This is a genomic window from Candidatus Limnocylindrales bacterium (assembly GCA_035626395.1).
In the GTDB taxonomy this organism is placed as follows: Bacteria; Desulfobacterota; Binatia; order UBA1149; family CAITLU01; genus DASPNH01.
This window is the reverse complement of sequence record DASPNR010000042.1, coordinates 247,029-264,324: the sequence shown is the minus strand read 5'-3', so window position 1 is coordinate 264,324 and position 17,296 is coordinate 247,029. Positions and strand designations below refer to the sequence as shown.

Genomic DNA, 17,296 nt, shown 5'->3' with positions numbered 1-17,296 from the left:
GGCCGGTTGTCCGGTCGCCGGCAATGAGCGTGGACGGCGGGCGCGGCGGGCGAGACGGCATCGCTTCATCACTGACCTCAGCGCTCGCGTCGCGCCGGAGGTACGAAGGCTGCTGCGTCCTCTGCCGTATCGCTACTGCGGCGGATCCAGCCAGTACGACAGAGCCACTGCCACGCCCTTGCGATAGGGCAGCGTCAGCACGATGGCGGCGGTCGCACCCAGGATGAGCAGCGTGTTGCCGACGAGAAGGTTGTCGGGCTGCACGAGCAGCATGGCGATGACGACCACGCCCGTCATCCCTGCGGTCGACAGGTACACGAACGCCCACGTGTCGCCCGACTCGCGCTGGAAGTGCAGGCCGCAGACGTCGCACGTCTCGCGCAGCGTCATCCAGCCGTGGTAGAGGCGGCCCTCGCCGCAGCGCGGACAGCGCCGGCGCAGGCCCTTCATCAGCGTCGGCACGAGCGGCGGCGAGGATGCTGGCTCCGGTGTCATGCGTTCACGCACCGCCGCGGATGGCGGCGAACGCCACTCGCTGCGGCGCCAGGCTGCGGCTCCCGTAGCCGGCGAGCTCGCGTGCCGAGAATCCTGCGGCACGCAGCGCCGCCGCCACCTCCTCGCGCGTGAACAGCTGCAGCCAGTGCGTCTCCTGCGAGCGGCGCCACGCGCCGCCGACCGCGCGGAACGCGACGATCCCGCGGCGGAGTCTCCTGTTCTGCGCGTCTTCCTCGACCTCGATGAGAACGGCCCAGTCCGGACCGGCCCTCCACGTCCGGTAGCTCATGGGCTCGGCATCGGTCGCGCGCACGAGGTCGAAGACGAAGAGGCCACCTGGCCTCAATGCCGCCGCCACGCGCTCGAACAGCGAATGCAGGTCCACGCAGGCGTCGTGCTGCGGCAGGTAGCCGATGCATTCGCCGAGCGAGACGACGGCATCGCAGCGGGGAATGTCGGCCTCGTGCAGCGAGCAGCGGAAGAGCCGTGCCGATGGCGCCGTGGCCGCGGCGATGTCGAGCATGGCGGCGGAGGCATCGATGCCGACCACGTCGTACCCTGCACGAGCGAGCTCGCGCGCCAGCAGACCGCTGCCGCACCCAAGCTCGACCACCACGCCCGCCTCGATCGCGTGCGCGCGCAGCATCGACACGACGCCGGGGGCAGCCTCGACGGCGAAGTCCCCGAAGCCCGCGTGATGGATGTACGCCAGGTCCTGTAGATAGCTCTCGGCCACTGCCTCTCCCGCGCTGTCTGCTCGAGTCGGCGCGTGCTCTGCGCCGTCGGCGTCGATGAATCCGGCAGCGCTCCAGCAGCGAGGGCGTCATGACACCGGCCGTGATTTTTCGCGACCCGACCCGCAGGTGCGCAGCATCGAACAGACGGCAACGCCCTGACGTCAGCAATGCAGTCTATAGTCGCTTCCCATGAGCATGCGTCGCCATCACAGCTGGAGGACACCCGGGCGCACTCCGACGAGGGCTCGCGCCATCGCGCTGCCCGCGGGCGTCGAATCGTTGAGCAGCCTGGGCAGCCTCGATTGGAAGCGATTCGCCAAGAAAGTCTGGCACGAGATCAGCGAGGACGAGGTGTTCGAGCGCGCCGCGCAGCTCTCGTACTACTTTCTGCTCGCCCTCTTCCCTGCGCTCCTGTTCATGACCGCCATGGTGGGCTGGATCGCCGGCGAGGACAGTGAGCTGCGAGCAGGGCTCTTTCGCGCGCTGGCTGCCGTTCTTCCGGGCGAGGCGTCCAAGCTCGTCAGCGACACCGTCAACGACGTCATGCAGGGCAGCGGTGGCGGCAAGATCTCGTTCGGCATCCTGGCAACCCTGTGGGCCGCCTCCAACGGCATGGGCGCGATCAGCTCGACGCTGAACATCGCCTACGAGGTCAAGGAGCGACGTCCCTGGTGGAAGGTGCGTGCCACCGCGGTGGCCCTGACGATCGCGCTGGCGCTGCTGATCATCACCGCTCTGGTCCTGCTGCTGTACGGGCACGACATCGCCGAGACGATCGCCGGCAAGTTCGGGCTGGGGCTCGTCTTCGAGCTGACGTGGAAGATCATCCAGTGGCCCCTGCTGCTGCTCTTCCTGCTGACCGCCTTCGGAATGATCTACTACTTCGCGCCCGACGTGCGCGACCAGAAGTGGCAGTGGATCACGCCGGGGTCGGTGTTCGCACTCGCACTGTGGCTGCTCGTGTCCTTCGCCTTCAAGCTCTACCTCGAGTACTTCAACTCCTACAACGCCACCTACGGGTCGCTCGGCGCCGTCATCATTCTGATGCTGTGGTTCTACCTCAGCGGCGCGGCGATCCTCATCGGCGGCGAGATCAACTCGGTTTTCGAGGGCGAGATGGCCGAACGCGGGGATCCCGAAGCCAAGGCGGCCGGAGAGAAGGCGCCGGGGCAGCCCGACCCGGCGCCGCTCAAGAGAGCGGCAAGCTGAGACGAGCGCCTCGCGCCGATCGCGACGCGCCCGCGGCGCCCGCTTCGCCCGCCGCTGTGCGCGGCCTATCCTGCGCGCATGACGCTGCGAGCTGCGGGGCCGCGCGGACGCTACGCTCCCTCGCCCACCGGCCTTCTGCACATCGGCAACGCCCGCACGGCCCTGGCCGCGTGGCTGTCGGTGCGAAGCCGCGGCGGCACGTTCATCCTGCGCATCGAGGACATCGACGCTCCGCGTACGGTACCCGGAATGGCCGATGCCGCCATCGAGGATCTGTCGTGGCTGGGCCTGGACTGGGATGAGGATCCCGTCGGCGGCGGCCCGTTCGGCCCGTATACCCAGTCGCAGCGCAGCGATCGATACGAAGCCGCGCTCCAGATGCTGCACGACAGCGGGCGCCTGTTTCCGTGTCGCCTCTCGCGCAAGGAGCTCGCAGGCATCGCTTCGGCGCCGCACGCGGGCGAGGAAGGGCCGCCCTACCCCGTGTCGGCACGGCCTGCGGAGCTGCCAGGCGGCTGGTACGAGGCGCTTCGTGCCGCCGCCGCGCCCGATGCCGCCATCCGCTTCCGGGTCGCGCAGGACGTCGTCCGCTTCTTCGACCGCGTTCATGGCGCCGTCGAAGAAGACGTTGCCACCAGCGTTGGCGACTTCGTGCTCAAGCGGCGCGACGGCCTGTACGCCTACCAGCTGGCCGTCGTGGTCGACGACTGGTTGATGGAGGTGGACGAGGTCGTCCGCGGCGCCGACCTCCTCGGCTCGACCGCGCGCCAGATCCAGCTCCTCGAAGCCCTCGGTGCGAGGCGGCCCGAGTATGCGCACGTTCCGCTGGTGGTGGCGCAAGACGGCGCCCGCCTCTCCAAGCGCGATGCGGCGCTGACGCTGCGCGCGCTTCGCCACGGCGGCGTTCGCGCCGAGCAGCTGGTCGGTCTGCTCGCGTGGTCTCTCGGCCTGCTGGAGACGCCGGCCGCGTGCAGTGCGTCCGACCTCATCGGCGAATTCGCCTGGACGCGGCTTCGCGCCGGCGAATGGCGGATTCCGGCCGATGTCGCCGCTCGTGCGGCTGCGCTGCGCTGAAACGCCTGTCGCGGAACCTACCGGCGCCGACGGAGCCAGGCGGTGACGCTCCAGCGCTCGCGCGTCGCCACCGTCACCTCGTGGTCGAAGCGGTCGCTGAGGAAGCAGACGAAGACGCCGGCTCGCGGCAGGACCTCACGCACGGAATCGCCGTCCAGGTACACGCGCAGCACGCCGCCGTCGCGCCCGTCCCAGTCTTCGTTCAGATAGAGCACCGTCGAGACCACGCGCGCCTCCGTGCCGCGCAGCACGTCGCGATGCCGCGCGTAGGCCGCGCCGGGCGGATACAGCGCGTAATGCGCCTCCACCTCGAAGGCGCCGAGCTGCAGGCATTGATTGACCGCCGATCGAAGCTCCTCGACGGCGTCGAAATAGGCGCGCTCGGCGGCCGAGGCCGCAGCCGGATCCAGCCACAGCGTAAGATCGCCGCGCACCGCTGCATCGACCTTGCGCGCGTCACCGCGCCCGACTGCGGCCGCGACGAACCGTCCTCGCGCGTGCGCCGCTCGCGCGTTGTCCGCCAGCTCGGCGACGACATCGGCCGTCAGGAACTGCTCGCGCACCGCGATGCCGGTGCGCCCGAGCTCGAGGGCAATGCTCTCTTCGTCGAGCAGCACGACGGGGCGCTTACGAGACGCGCCGGCTGTGTCCGGCCCAGTACTTCTCGCGCAGCTCGCGCTTGAGCACCTTGCCGCTGGGATTGCGCGGCAGCGTCTCGACGAAGTCCACCGAGCGCGGCCGCTTGTAGCCGGCAAGCCTTCCGCGGCAGAACTCGACGAGCTCTTCGGCCGTCGCGGTGGCACCGGATCGCAGCACGACCACTGCCTTGACCGCCTCGCCCCACTTCTGATCCGGCACTCCGAGAACCGCGGCGTCGGCGACGGCGGGATGTTCGAACAGCACGTTCTCCACCTCGCGCGGATAGACGTTCTCGCCGCCCGAGACGATCATGTCCTTGAGCCTGTCCTGCAGATAGACGAAGCCCTCCTCGTCCATGACGCCGGCATCGCCGGTGTGCAGCCAGCCGTCCTTCAGCGTCTCGGCGGAGGCCTCGGGAAGGTTCCAGTAGCCGCGCATCATCTGCGGGCCACGTGCCACGATCTCGCCGATGGTTCCGCGCGGCACCTCCTCTTCGTTCTCGTCGACGATGCGAACGTGCGTGCCGGGGATCGGCCGCCCGGCCGACAGCAGCAGCTCGGGCTTTTCGGCGAGCGCGCGGCGATGATCGTCGGGCTCGAGATACGTCAGCACGGCCGTGGTCTCGGTCATGCCGTAGCCCTGCGCGAAGTCGCAGCCGAACACTTCCATCGCCCGGCGCAGCACCTGCTCGGCGATTGGCGACGCGCCGTACGTGATCACTTTGAGGCTGCCGTAGTCGCGCGCGGCCACGTCGGGAACCGTCAGCAGGCAGGCCTGGATCATCGCGGGCACCAGCGTCACTCGTGTGATGCCCTGGCTCGACAGCGCGTCGATGACGGCGTCGGGACTGAAGTCGGCGTGGATGTTCATGGCGGCGCCGGCCGACAGCGCCTTGAACGAGGTGGCCGCGGCAGCGGCGTGGTACATCGGCGCAACGACGAGGAAGCGCTCGCCGCGCGTCATGGGAAACACCGCCTCGATCTGCGCCATCTGTGCGGTCACCGCGCGGTGGGTGAGGATCGCGCCCTTGGGACGGCCCGTCGTCCCGCTGGTGTACATCTGGTAGACGTCGCTCTCCTCGTCGATCCAGCGCTCGGGCTCGGCGGCCGACCCCGAGGCGACCATCGAGCGGAAGTCTTCCCAGCCCGCCGCTTCCGGCGCGTCGATGGCCACGTACCTCTCCACCGTGATCAGCTCGGGCCGGATCTCGTCGAGCAGGCCCACGTACTCGGCCGACGCCAGCAGCAGGCGCGCGCCGGCGTCTCCGATGATGTAGGCCAACTCAGGGCCGGCCAGGCGGTAGTTGAGAGGCACCGGGACCACGCCCGCCTTGGAGCAGCCAAGGAAGACGAGGGGATAGTCGGCGCTGTTCTTGGAAAGGAAGGCGATGCGGTCGCCGGCGCGCAGGTCGGCGGCGATGAGCGCGTTGGCCAGGCGGTTGGCCCGCTCCCGCGCCTCGCCGTAGGTGATCCGCTGGTGCGCATCGACGGCGAAGTCCGCCTGCGGGCGGCGCCGGGCGTGGTAGTCGAGGTAGTCGTGAACGCGCATGTTGCCTCCCGCTGCTCGATGCCTGGCGGTCACTGCCGGCCGAGGATCCCGAACGGCCGGCGACGTGTCTGCACGACGCCCGCAATCGCGGCAGTGGCTGCGCAGCGACCGCCAGCAGCGACGGCCGGCCCGCTACCGCCCGGTGAACTTCGGCGAACGCTTCTCCAGGAAGTGCGCGACGCCTTCGCGGAAATCCTCCGAGCGCAGGCTCTCGTGCATCTCCTTGATGGCCACGCCCACCGAATGCTCGAGCGTGGAGAGCTGGTCCTCGTAGATCTGGCGCTTCATGATCCGAATCGAGCGCGGTGACGACGCACTGACGAGAGAGTTCGCGTAATCACGCACTTCGCCGAGAAATGTCTCGTTTCGGATTACCCTGCTGACGAGCCCCATGCGCAGCGCTTCGTCGGCATCCACGAGGCGGCCGGAGAAGAGGATGTCGCTGGCATTGGCCAGCCCCACCAGCCGCGGAAGGATCCAGCTGACGCCGTACTCGGCCACCAGGCCGCGCCGCGCGAAGATGGCGCCCATGCGTGCGGAGGCCGACGCCATGCGGATGTCGCAGAACAGCGCGAGCACGAAGCCGACGCCGGCGGCCGGGCCGTTGATGGCCGCGATGATCGGCTTGGGGATCGACAGCAGGTAGCTGTATTCGGTCTGGAAGTCGGGACGGATGGGGCCCGGCGGCGGCTCGTTCTCGACCTGCGGCAGGTCGGCGTCGGCGGTCATGCGCCCGGCGCCGCTGAAGCTGCCAAGGAGCTTCATGTCGGCGCCGGCGCAAAAGCCGCGGCCGGCGCCGGTGATGATGATGGCGCGGACGTCGTCATCGGCAGCCGCGGCGTAGAGCGCGTCGCGCAGCTCGATCTGCATGCGCGGCGTCCAGGCGTTGAGTTGGTCGGGCCTGCTCAGAGTGCACGTGGCGATGCCGCCCGAGACTTCGTAGGCGATCTGCTGGTAGTTCACGGGGCCTCCTTCGCCGCGTCTTCACGGGGGGCTGCAGCGTCGGGCCGGTCCGGCAAGGCCGGCGGCGCTTCGGCCGGCGCGGCCGGCAAGGCGGCAGGCCCGCCGGTTTCCAGCTTGCAGCGGGTCGCACCGGCCTGTCTAACCGCAGTCGGACGCATCTGCCAGCCCGGTGCCCCGTGATAGACTCGCCCGCCATGCGCGCTTTGCTCGCCCGCCGATCGCCCCGTCGCCTGCTCGCCATTCTTGCCGTCGCCGCAGCGATGGCGGGACCGGCGGCGGCGCAGGAAGGCGCCGCGCGCTTCTACTTCTTCAGCCCGGACTGGCGCCCCGGCGACCTCAACAAATTGACCGAGCGCGTCCAGTCCGTGCTCGCCGACCAGGGCCTGGCCGTCTCCTTCCAGGCCTTCGCGCGATACGAAGACTTCATCGTGCAAGTGCAGAACACGCCACCGGAATTCTTGATGGCGCCTGCATGGTTCGAGGATGTCGCCCGGGACGGCGCGGCGCTCCCGCTGCGCGTTCTGGCCAGGCCGCTCCGGCATGGCCGCTCCACCTACCGCAAGGCCCTGATGACGCGGCCCGAGATCGATTCCATCGACGACCTGACGCACGGGTCCATCGCCGCCACCGTTCATTCGATGGGCCCCGGCAATGAGCGGGTCGTCCTCGAGGCTTTCCACCTCGACGCCGACTCGGCCAAGGTCGTGCCGGTCACCAAGGACGTCGATGCACTGCTGGCCCTGAGCTTCGGGCAGGTCGATGCGGCGCTCGTGACGGCTCAGCAGTACGACCTGCTTGCACAGAGCAACCCGGCAGTCGCCGACAAGCTTCAGGTGCTGGCGTTCTCGCCGGAGATCCCGCTGCCGGCCCTGTACGCCACGGCCAAGGCCGACGCATTGTTCGGGCAGAGGCTGGCGTCCGCGCTTGCCGCGCTGTCGGATTCGGATGCGGGAGACGAGATCCTGCACATGCTCGGCTACCAGGCCTTCGCCGACGGAGGCTCGGCCACCAGGCCGGTGGCTGCCAGGCCGCTGCCGTCGCGACCCGAAGCGCCCGCCACGGCCAGGCCGGCCGCAGCCAGCCAGCCGCTCGAGATGATGGGCCTGCCCGCACCGCCGTCGATGCCAAGCCGACCACGATGAGCGCGCAAGCCAGCAGCGCCAAGGCCGCGCCGGCAGCGCACGCCGCCGGCGGCACGCGCATAACCGAGATCGTGCAGCAGGGCTACGGCCTGCACCTCAAGCTGGCGCTGGCCGGCGCCGTGGCGCTCTTCGCGTGCATCGCGCTGCTGTCGGCAACGCTCATGTACCGACACTCGGCGGTGCTCAACAGCGAGATCGAGCGTGCCTCGGTGCAGCTGCAGAAGGGAATGATCGAGCGCGGCGTGCTGCTCGCCGACGGCATGGCGGCCAGCATGGAGACGGCCATCGCCGGCTACGACTTCGCGTTCATCACCGAAACCGTCCGCACCATGCAGGCCAAGAACGAGAATCTCACGCACTGCTTCCTCGTCAATGCCGCCGGCGTGGTCATCGTCCATACCGATCCGCACAAGGTCGGCACGCGTGCCGCGCCCGTCACGCAGACGGCGCCGCGGATGGTCCGGCAGAGCGACGGCAAGGAAGTCGTCGAGATCACGCAGGCCCTGGTCGTCGGTGGACGCGAGTGGGGCTGGCTGGTGCTCGGCTTCGACCTGACGCCGCTGCGCACGCAGGCGGCGCGCGCGATGCAGCGCGGACAGATGGTGCTGGCGCGCTCGATCACGGTGGCGATGCTGGTGGCAGCGATGATCGCGGTGCTGGGTCTGGCGGCATCGGTGTGGACGAGCCGCCGGCTCCTGAGCCCGCTGACCCAGCTCGCCGAGGACGCCGCCGCCATCGCCACCGGAGACCTCGACCAGGAAATCAAGGCGGTCGAATCCAGCGACGAAATCGGCCTGCTGGCGCGCCAGTTCGAGGCGATGCGCCGCTCCATTCGCACCAGCATGAGCGAGCTGCTGGTGGCCAAGCAGCTGGCCGAGGAATCCACGCAGCAGGAGAAGAAGCTGCGCGCGCAGATCGAGGAGCACTCGCGACTGCTCGAGAGCAAGGTGCGCGAACGCACCGCCGAGCTGCAGGAGACCAACACGCGCCTGACCGAGTACGACCGGCTCAAGTCGGAATTCCTCAGCAACGTCTCGCACGAGCTGCGCACGCCGCTGGCGGCCATCTCCTCTTCGGCCAAGATCATCCACCGCTACGGCGAGCGCGATCCGCAGAGCGGCAAGCGCTTCAGCAAGGTCATCATGGAGGAGACCGAGCGGCTGACGCGGCTGATCAACGACCTGCTCGACCTGTCCAAGATCGAAGCCGGCAAGGCCGACTGGCACCTGGAAGTGATCGAGGATCCGGGCGCGCTGATCGAGCACGTGGTGACGACGTTCCGGCCGCTCTTCCAGGAGGGCGGCATCGACCTGCAGCTCTCGGTGGCCGCCGACGTGCCGGCCATTCGCGGGGATCGCGATCGCCTGATCCAGGTCTTCGCCAACCTGTGCAGCAACGCCATGAAGTTCACGCCGCGCGGCGGCAGCGTTCGCGTCGAAGCGTGCGCCTCCGATCATGAAGGAGAAAGCGTGCTGCGCGTGACCGTCACCGACACCGGGCCCGGCATTCCCGAAGAGGATCGCGAGGTCGTGTTCGAGCGCTTCCGGCAGGGCGGCGGCAAGGACAAGCCGAAGGGAACGGGTCTCGGTCTTGCCATCTGCCGGGAAGTCGCGCGCCACCACGGCGGAGCGATCTGGGCCGAGGCGCCGCGCGAAGGTGGAACGCGCATGGTGCTGGTGCTGCCGGCAGTGGCGCCGCTTCCCGAACCGGCAGCCTGAGCGCACGATGGACGCTCCGCCACCGTAGACAGTCGCATGCGGCGCCGGCCATGTTCCTGGCGAAAGCGCGGGGGAAACCCCACGTCTCGCCGGGGACACGGCCGCCGCCGCTCGAGCGTCATTGCGGGAACAGGATGTTCAGCGCTTCCTGGACCTGATCGCGATTCTCGTTGAACAGGCATTCCTTCAGGTCCACGACGCTGAAGTTCCCGCCGGTCTCGTCCAGGCAAACGTCCTGGTAGCCGAGCTCGTCGATATCGAAGAACGAGCACTCCTCCGGAATCGCATTGAGCAGCTCGACGTAGGCGCGGTGGATGTGCGCGTCGACGAGATCGTCGCCGGTGCCGGGGCCCCAGGCGAACACGTCGTTGCGGCACTGGACGTTGCCGGGCAGCGAGCCGGCGATCACGGCGAGCGAGCAGTCGTCGCGCGTGCGCAGATCGCCGCGGAACATTCGGAAGGCCTGCCGCGGCGTCTGGCGCAGACAGATCAGGCGGTCGCCGCCGTAGGTGCGGTCGATGGGCGGAAAGTAGAAGTCCAGCAGCGTGGTGACGATCGGCTGTGCCTGCTCGGCGATGCAATCCTCGAGATCGTCGACGTCGAAGACGATGCCCTTGTCGCCGGCGCACGGGCCCGGATAGCCGAGCGCGCCCAGGTCGACCTCATCGCAGATCTCGTGCATCTCGCGCCCGAGCACCAGCGCGGTCCGGTCCAGGTCCTTCTGCAGCTTCTTGTCGCCGTCCCCGGTCGTACAGTCCGTTGCCGGGTCGATGCGGCCCTTGATCGCGCGGTTCTGGCAGCCGATGCGCGCCTCCAGGGTCATCTCGATGTAGCCGCGCCCCGTCTCCGAGATCTGGCGCCGGCACATCATCTCCTTGCGCGTCAGTTCCTGGGCAGGCGCCTGTACTGCCAAGGGCAGCGTCGCGATGGCAAGGATGAGCGTCGTCCGAAGCTTGGTCGTCATGTCCGCCTCGTCTTGGCCGTGGCCGCCGGCCGCCGGCGAGAGCGCGCCCCATGCGCTCTCGCACATCACTGCAATGGTTAGCGCCTTGTATGGCATGACCCCTGACCGGTGAACAAGGGGACCGGGGTCAGGACGGCGAATGTCGGCTCGGCCGCGACGTCTCCCACATCCGGAAACGACGACGGCCCGCTCGCACGCAGCGAACGGGCCGTCGGCCGATGCTCAGGCAGAGGCGGGATCAGTCGTCGGTGCAGCCACCGATCCCGGGCTGGTACTGGCGCGTCGGATCGCTCTCGCAGAACGTCCTGGAGCGCGCCTGGTTGGTCACACGGCCGGGGCCCGGCAGGCCGGCCACGCTGTTGATGCCGCTATTGGACGTCGGCGGGATGCAGAACGTGGCTGCTCCCACCGGTGCCGACGGGTCGGGATCACCGCTGGCAACGATCGGGTCGGTGAAACACTTGCGGCGCTCCACGATCGTGCAGTTGCCAACGTCCCTGCCTACGACCGCGGGACTGCAATCCTCGTTCGTATTGCAGGTCAGGATTCCCTTTCCGTTCGGCCGGATGATGCCGTCGCACGTCAACGTATCCGGGCCCGTCGCGCACTCGCCCTCGCCGTTGCCCTGATCGTTGCACTGGTTGCCCTCGCAGTCGTTCGGCTGCGGGAACACGCCCGATCCATTGGCGCTGCACGACGAGAGGTTACAGGAACCCAGGTTCGTCGCGACGCAATCGGCGTTGGTCGTACACGTTTTCGACGTGGCTTTGTCGCAGCGCTTGATGCCGGGGTTGAGGCACGGCCCCGTATCGACACTGGCGCAGTCCGCGTTGTTCCCGCAGGTGAACTTGTTCGATACCTGGCACGTGCCGGGCTGGGAGGCGCAGTCGGCATTGGAATCGCACGGGACGCTGTTGTCGGACGTGCAGACGCGGCACGGGCACAGGAGGTCGCCGTTGCCGCACGGCACCTCGAAGCCCAGCTCCGCGGCGCCGGTCGTCTGCGTCAGCTGGATGGTGAGGCCACTGCCCGACACGTTCTTTCCTGTGTCGGGGAAGCAGTCGATGCTGTAACCGGCGCCGCCGGGCTCCTGGTTCTCGCGACCCGGGAAGGTCGTGTTGATGCCGTTGACGTCGCACGCGGTTCCCGCGTTGCGGCCTTCGATGCACACGCCTCCGCGCACGCCGTCGTCGCGCACCGGATCGTCGTTGCAGGTTCCGGTTGTGCAATCGTCGTCGAATACGCAGAGCTGGGACGGATTCTCCGAGCAGCGGCCACCGCACATCGGGCACGGAATGACCGTTTCGATGCCGAGGAAGACCTGCGTGCGCAGGTTTGCCGTGATCGCGCCGGCGCCGAGGTCGACGTTGGCGGTGCCGCTGACGTCCTCGAAGAAGCGATTGACGATGCACGCCGGCGTTCCGCCCGAGGAGAGCGGGAATGGAGCGCCGAAGTAGCAATCGCACGTCTCACCGCCGCAATCGTCGGCATCGGCCTCGAACGGTTGATCGCAGATCGCCTGGTTGTTGCTGCGGCAGCGGCAGTTCCTGTTGGCCGGATCGATTCCGGCCAGCTCGCAGACGCCGCACGGTGCGGACGTGGCGTCGCACTCGATGAAGCCACGCGTGACCACGAGATTGTTGATGTCGGCTTCGTGCGCCAGCCCGGTCCAGCCGCTGTCCAGCGCCGTTACGCTCTTGCACCGGCCCGAGTTCGCCTTGTCGCAGGTGCCGACCGGGCAGTCGGCGTTGGTGTTGCACTCCTGGCCATAGCCGGCGAACAGCGTGAGCTCGCCGGAGCCGGGGCACGGCAGCTGGCATTCGCAGCCCGAGCTGCAGCTGGCGCGGTTGTCGTTGCAGGCCGCCGCGCTGGTGTCGCACTGCTCGCTGGTCTGCTTGATGCCGTCGCCGCAGAACTCGATCTTGCACGTGGAGCTGCAGTCGTCGTTCGAGCTCTTGTTGCCGTCGTCGCACTCTTCGTCGCCGAAGCTCGGATCGGTGACGCCGTCGCCGCACGAGGGATTGTGGCAGTTCAGGCGGCAGGCGTCGGGGGTCGTGTCGGAGTTGTTGACGCCGTTGTCGCACTCCTCGTTGCCCTGCTTGACGCCGTCGCCGCACTGTCCAGGCACGCATTCGCTGGTGCAGTCGTCGGTCTCGATGGTGTTGCCGTCATCGCACTGCTCACCGGTGTCGGTGGTGCCGTCGCCGCAATCGGCGGCCTGGCAGTTGGTGCGGCAGGCATCCGGAGTCGTGTCGGAGTTGCCGGTGCCGCTGTCGCACTCCTCGGTCGGCTCCAGGCGCCCGTTTCCACACACCGGATCGGTGGGGAACAGCAGATTGATGACGTTCTGCGTCTGCGGACGCGTGGCGTTGAAGATGCACTCCTTCAAATCGAAGATGGTGAAGATGCCGCCCGTGCCGTCGGGGCAAACGTCCTGGTAGTGCAGGTCGTCGATATTGAAGTTGGCGCACTCGATGGGAATGCCGCCGAGCAGCTGGAGGTAGGAGCGGCGGATCTGCGCATCGACCAGCTCGTCGCCGGTGCCCGGGCCCCAGGTCGGAATGTCGTTGCGGCAGTCGACGTCCTCGTCGAGCTGATGCAGCGCCTTGCGGATGGTGCACGCGCCGCGGGAGCGGATGTCGCCGCGGAACATCTTGAAGCCGTGCAGCGGCGTGCCGCGCAGGCAGATGGACTTGAAGCCGCGGAAGAAGTCGTCGATCGGCGGGTAGTACATGCCGAGCAGAGCGGCGGCGATCTCGTCGGTCTCGGCAACGATGCAGTCCTCGAGATCGAGCGTATCGAACGGAGCGCCGTTGGAGTCGGTGCAGACGCCGGGAAAGTCGAGCTTGGTCAGGTCGACGCCGGCGCAGTGCACGGGAAGGGAGTGGCTCAGCTTGAGCTGCGCGCTCCGCAGCGCCTGCTGAAGCTTCTCGTCGCCCTCACCGCTGCGGCAGTTCGTGGCCGGATCGATGATGCCTTTGATGGCGCGGGCCTGGCAGCGAATGCGCGCTGCAAGGACCTGCTCGATGTAGCGGCGGCCGGAGGCGCCGATGCCCTGGCTGCAGGCCAGCTCGGGCGTACGGAAGATCGGTTGCGCCTGGGCCAGGTCGACGGCTGCCCACGGAGTGACGGCCGCGAGCGCGAAGAACAACGTGGCCAGAACGGACGCGCGTGCTGATTTCATGAGTGACCCTTGCAGCCGGGTTCCCGCGAGACACGAGAGATTTGGCTTTGCCCCCGAGCGAAGCCGGACTATGCCCGTTTCGCACCCGCTAAGTCAACGCTAGATGCGCGTCATTGCAGGGGTTTCTGGTGCATTCGCGATGGCGGCTGCGGCGCTCGCTCTTTTGACTCGGAGAGCGCGGCAACGTAGCGCTGCCGGCTCGTGCAGCCTGCAGCGTGCGGGCCCACGGCGGCCGCCGCGTCGGACATCGAAATCATCAGCAGTTCCGCCGAGGCGCCGCCCGAAGCGCCAGGCAGAGCGAACCGAGGACGTTTTCATGGGACCTCTTTCCGGCTTTCGCGTCATCGAGATGGCAGGGCTGGCCCCGGCACCCTACGCCGGCCTGATCCTGGCCGACTTCGGTGCCGAAGTGATCCGCGTCGACCGCAGCCCGACCGCCGGCTCCCGGCCCGATCCAACGCGCGACTACCTGGCTCGCGGCAAGCGTTCGATCGGAATCAACATGAAGGACGCCCGCGGCGTGGCCACGCTGCTGCGGCTGATCGAGAAAGCCGACGTGTTGATCGAGCCGTTCCGCCCCGGCGTGATGGAGAAGCTGGGGGCGGGGCCCGAGGTTGCGATGGCCCGCAACCCTGCGCTCGTCTACGCGCGGCTGACCGGCTGGGGCCAGGACGGGCCTTTCGCCCCAATGGCCGGGCACGACATCAACTACATTGCGCTGTCGGGGGCGCTCAGCCTCTTCGGACGCGAGGGCGAGAAGCCGATCCCGCCGGTCAATCTGCTCGGCGACTTCGCCGGCGGCGGCATGCTGTGCGCGCTCGGCGTGGTGCTGGCGCTTCTCGAGCGCAGCCGGTCGGGAAAAGGCCAGGTCGTCGACTCGGCGATGGTCGACGGCGCCGCGCATCTGTCGAGCTTCGTCTTCGGCTTCTTTCATGCGGGGCTCTGGGGCGGGCCGCGCGGCACCAACCTTCTGGATACCGGCGCGCACTTCTACGACACCTACGAGACCAGCGACGGCCAGTTCATGTCCGTGGGCGCCATCGAGCCTCAGTTCTACGCGCGCCTGCTCGACGGCCTGGGCCTTGCCGGCGAGGACCTGCCGTATCAGATGGACCGCTCGAGCTGGGGCGACATGCGCAGGCGATTCGCCGAAGTGTTCCGCACCAGGACGCGCCAGGAGTGGACGCAGATCTTCGACGGCACCGACGCGTGCGTTGCTCCGATCCTCGGCCTCGGCGAGGCGGCCGCGCATCCTCACAATGTCGCGCGCAAGACGTTCGTCGACGGCGTGGGAGGCGCGATGATGCCTGCACCGGCGCCGCGTCTTTCGCGCACGCCCGGCAATGCCGCCGCCTCGGCGCCCATTCCCGGCGCCCACACCGATGCGGTGCTGGCCGAAGCGGGATTGTCGTCGCAGGAGATCGCCGAGCTGCGCGCGGCCGGCGCCGTCGGCTGAACGGCAAGGGAGCGGGCGATGGTACGGATCGAGGTCGAGTACAAGGGCGATCTGCACTGCGAAGCGCGGCATGCACCTTCCGGAACCGAGCTGGAGACCGACGCGCCGGTCGACAATCAGGGACGCGGCGAGTCCTTCTCTCCGACGGATCTGGTCGCCACCGCTCTGGGCACGTGCATGGCGACCATCATGGGCATCGTCGCTCGCAAGAACGGCTGGAACATCGAGGGTACGCGCATGACGCTGGACAAGGAGATGACTGCCGCGGCGCCGCGCCGCATCCAGCGAATCGCGGTGCAGATCGAGGTGCCGGCAGCGCTCGAGGACGAGGCGCGACGGGCGCTCGAGCAGGCAGCGCACACCTGCCCGGTGCGGCTGAGCATTCTTCCGGCCATCGACGTTCCGGTCACGTTCCGCTGGCGGTAGGTCGCCGGCGAAGACGCTTCGTCGGGACGCGACCGTTTCGCGCGGCCACTACAGTCCGAGATCTTCCGGAGTGATCTGGTCGAAGGAGTCGATCACCAGATCCGCGCTCTCGTACGGGGCGCGGTCCATCGCCGGATCGGGCAGCGCCACCACCATCATGCCAGCCGCGCGCGCTGCCTGAAGACCGGCCGGCGCATCCTCGAACACCACGCACCGCGACGGCTCGATGCCGAGCTCGGAAGCTGCGACCAGAAAGATGTCGGGCGCCGGTTTGCCAGCCTTCACGCGAGGATCGTCACCGACGACGACCGCGCCGAAGCAACCGAACCATTCTCCGTGCCTGCCGGTCTTGAGCTCGAACAGCCGCCGCTCGCTGCTGGTGGCGACCGCGATCGGCACGCGGCGCTCGCACAGCGCGCGTGTGAACCGCTCGGCGCCCGGCTGCTCGAGCGCTCCGGCAAACAGCTCCTCCAGACGCGCGCCGCGTCGCTTCAGATACTCCTGCGGCGTGATCGGGAGCGACAGCGCTTCGACCAGATACTGCGCCGATTCCAGCGAAGGACGCCCGATCATGTTGCGCTTGATCGACCAGTCGAAAACCTTGCCGTAGCCGCCGCAGATCTCCTGCGTCACCTCGGTGTAGAAGTGCTCGGTGTCGAGCAGGACGCCATCCAGATCGAAGATCACCCCTGCTGCGGGCCTCGGCAGTCTCACGCGGTCCTCCCGGCGCGCAGTGGGCGGTCGCTGCACGCGTTGCGGCCTGCGCCCTGAACGCCGCTCATTGCACCGGCCCCATCGCGAACGAGACGAACAGGAAGAATCCCGACAGCGCCGCGCATACATGATGCAGCGCCGTCAGAAGGCGCGGCGCCGGCCGCTCGCCGCGGCTCGTGACGATCAACGCGATCCAGGCGGCGCCCTGCAGACCGGCACAGATGGCGGCGGCGGCCGCCAGAGGCGTGCTTTGCAGGCGGAAGGCCGCTGCGGCACCGATCAGAAGTGCGAGGAACCCCACCTGCCGCTCTATGCCGGCCTGCCCGCTCCACCTCAAGCCGCCCGTTGCGTCTCAGGTGTCGGCGTCGCGCGAAGCGTCGATGCCGAGGCGAGCTTCGGCGACCTTGAACTGCAGGAGGGTGGACAGCTGATGCTCGCGCTGCTCGATGGTCGCGCACTCGAGCAGGCTCTGCTTTTCGAGAACGTCCAGCGGCAGGCTGGCGCACAGCGAGTTGGTCATCGCCATCAGGTCGAGCTTCTCGAAGAGGCGATGGATCATCTCTTCCTCGCCGGAGCTCGCCTTGACCAGATCGATGAGGTTCTGCCGCAGCTCCTCGCGCCAGCTTCGCACCAGATCCATCGGCGGCGGCCCCTCGTACAATGCCTGCGCCTGCACGACGCGGTAGGGCTCGTCGGCATCGAGCTCGCGGCGGATGCGGAACTTCACGGTTCCCTGCAGCACGATCATCGACCGCCCATCGGCGAAAGGCTTGTGCTCGATGATGGTCCCGGCGCAGCCCACCGGATAGACCGCAGGCGGATCGGCATCGGGATCCTTGATGAGCACCATGCCGATCACCCTGTCGCCGTCGAGCGCGTCGGCGAGCATCTTGCGATAGCGCGGCTCGAAGATGTGCAGCGGCAGCATGGTGTCGGGGAACAGCACCACCTCGCTCAGCGGGAAGATCGGAATGTGCTCGGGCAGCGGGATCACGCCGCCACGCTATCAGCACATGCTCGCGCAGCA

The 17,296-nt window shown here is 68.4% G+C and carries 16 protein-coding genes; 6 read left to right on the top strand and 10 right to left on the bottom strand.

From position 1 onward, the window contains the following. Window positions 1-132 precede the first annotated feature (132 nt). Both VEC57_16915 and VEC57_16910 read right to left on the bottom strand, forming a co-directional pair. A complete protein-coding gene (locus tag VEC57_16915) occupies window positions 133-495 on the bottom strand; it encodes a DUF983 domain-containing protein (protein ID HYC00817.1) in 363 nt (120 codons plus the stop codon). A gap of 4 nt (window positions 496-499) precedes the next feature. Next, window positions 500-1,231, bottom strand: a complete 732-nt coding sequence (locus tag VEC57_16910) for a methyltransferase domain-containing protein (protein ID HYC00816.1) — start codon at window positions 1,229-1,231, stop codon at window positions 500-502. Between the two features lie 190 nt (window positions 1,232-1,421). Here VEC57_16910 and VEC57_16905 point away from each other — a divergent pair, with 190 nt between their 5' ends. Together VEC57_16905 and gluQRS are read left to right on the top strand one after the other, a co-directional pair. After that, window positions 1,422-2,441 (top strand): YihY/virulence factor BrkB family protein, encoded by a 1,020-nt coding sequence (locus tag VEC57_16905; protein HYC00815.1) that lies wholly within the window; start codon window positions 1,422-1,424, stop codon window positions 2,439-2,441. A 78-nt stretch (window positions 2,442-2,519) separates the two neighbouring features. Further along, window positions 2,520-3,515, top strand: a complete 996-nt coding sequence (gluQRS, locus tag VEC57_16900; GenBank protein ID HYC00814.1) for a tRNA glutamyl-Q(34) synthetase GluQRS — start codon at window positions 2,520-2,522, stop codon at window positions 3,513-3,515. Between the two features lie 17 nt (window positions 3,516-3,532). Here gluQRS and VEC57_16895 read toward each other — a convergent pair whose 3' ends face one another. From VEC57_16895 to VEC57_16885, 3 genes are all read right to left on the bottom strand, one after another. Next, window positions 3,533-4,132 carry a 2OG-Fe(II) oxygenase gene (locus VEC57_16895; GenBank protein HYC00813.1) on the bottom strand — a complete coding sequence of 200 codons (600 nt, stop codon included), beginning with the start codon at window positions 4,130-4,132 and terminating at the stop codon, window positions 3,533-3,535. A 10-nt stretch (window positions 4,133-4,142) separates the two neighbouring features. Continuing rightward, window positions 4,143-5,702, bottom strand: a complete 1,560-nt coding sequence (locus VEC57_16890; GenBank protein ID HYC00812.1) for a long-chain-fatty-acid--CoA ligase — start codon at window positions 5,700-5,702, stop codon at window positions 4,143-4,145. A gap of 132 nt (window positions 5,703-5,834) precedes the next feature. Further along, window positions 5,835-6,665, bottom strand: coding sequence for an enoyl-CoA hydratase (locus VEC57_16885; GenBank protein ID HYC00811.1), 831 nt, complete (start codon window positions 6,663-6,665; stop codon window positions 5,835-5,837). A gap of 194 nt (window positions 6,666-6,859) precedes the next feature. On the opposite strand from VEC57_16885, the gene VEC57_16880 reads away from it, so the two are divergent. Together VEC57_16880 and VEC57_16875 are read left to right on the top strand one after the other, a co-directional pair. Beyond that, window positions 6,860-7,807, top strand: a complete 948-nt coding sequence (locus tag VEC57_16880; protein ID HYC00810.1) for a PhnD/SsuA/transferrin family substrate-binding protein — start codon at window positions 6,860-6,862, stop codon at window positions 7,805-7,807. Next, entirely contained in the window at window positions 7,804-9,525 is a 1,722-nt protein-coding gene (locus VEC57_16875) for a HAMP domain-containing sensor histidine kinase (protein ID HYC00809.1), read from the top strand. Before VEC57_16880 ends, VEC57_16875 begins: the two co-directional genes overlap by 4 nt. Window positions 9,526-9,643: 118 nt before the next feature. Here VEC57_16875 and VEC57_16870 read toward each other — a convergent pair whose 3' ends face one another. Together VEC57_16870 and VEC57_16865 are read right to left on the bottom strand one after the other, a co-directional pair. After that, window positions 9,644-10,489: a hypothetical protein gene (locus tag VEC57_16870; protein ID HYC00808.1), complete on the bottom strand. Its 846-nt coding sequence runs from the start codon at window positions 10,487-10,489 to the stop codon at window positions 9,644-9,646. Between the two features lie 238 nt (window positions 10,490-10,727). After that, window positions 10,728-13,673: a DUF4215 domain-containing protein gene (locus VEC57_16865; protein HYC00807.1), complete on the bottom strand. Its 2,946-nt coding sequence runs from the start codon at window positions 13,671-13,673 to the stop codon at window positions 10,728-10,730. A gap of 316 nt (window positions 13,674-13,989) precedes the next feature. Between VEC57_16865 and VEC57_16860 the strand changes: the two genes are divergently transcribed. Together VEC57_16860 and VEC57_16855 are read left to right on the top strand one after the other, a co-directional pair. Continuing rightward, on the top strand, window positions 13,990-15,129 hold the full coding sequence (locus VEC57_16860) for a CaiB/BaiF CoA-transferase family protein (GenBank protein ID HYC00806.1): 1,140 nt from the start codon (window positions 13,990-13,992) through the stop codon (window positions 15,127-15,129). An 18-nt stretch (window positions 15,130-15,147) separates the two neighbouring features. Next, the gene (locus tag VEC57_16855; protein ID HYC00805.1) at window positions 15,148-15,555 is read left to right on the top strand and encodes an OsmC family protein; all 408 of its coding nucleotides are present in this window, start codon (window positions 15,148-15,150) and stop codon (window positions 15,553-15,555) included. Between the two features lie 48 nt (window positions 15,556-15,603). On the opposite strand, the gene VEC57_16850 is transcribed toward VEC57_16855, so the two are convergent. The 3 genes from VEC57_16850 to VEC57_16840 all read right to left on the bottom strand — a co-directional run bounded on the left by VEC57_16850 (window position 15,604) and on the right by VEC57_16840 (window position 17,263). Continuing rightward, window positions 15,604-16,269, bottom strand: coding sequence for an HAD-IA family hydrolase (locus VEC57_16850; GenBank protein HYC00804.1), 666 nt, complete (start codon window positions 16,267-16,269; stop codon window positions 15,604-15,606). Between the two features lie 64 nt (window positions 16,270-16,333). After that, window positions 16,334-16,570, bottom strand: coding sequence for a hypothetical protein (locus VEC57_16845; protein ID HYC00803.1), 237 nt, complete (start codon window positions 16,568-16,570; stop codon window positions 16,334-16,336). 51 nt (window positions 16,571-16,621) lie between these two features. Next, entirely contained in the window at window positions 16,622-17,263 is a 642-nt protein-coding gene (locus VEC57_16840) for an LON peptidase substrate-binding domain-containing protein (GenBank protein HYC00802.1), read from the bottom strand. Between the last annotated feature and the right edge of the window lie 33 nt (window positions 17,264-17,296).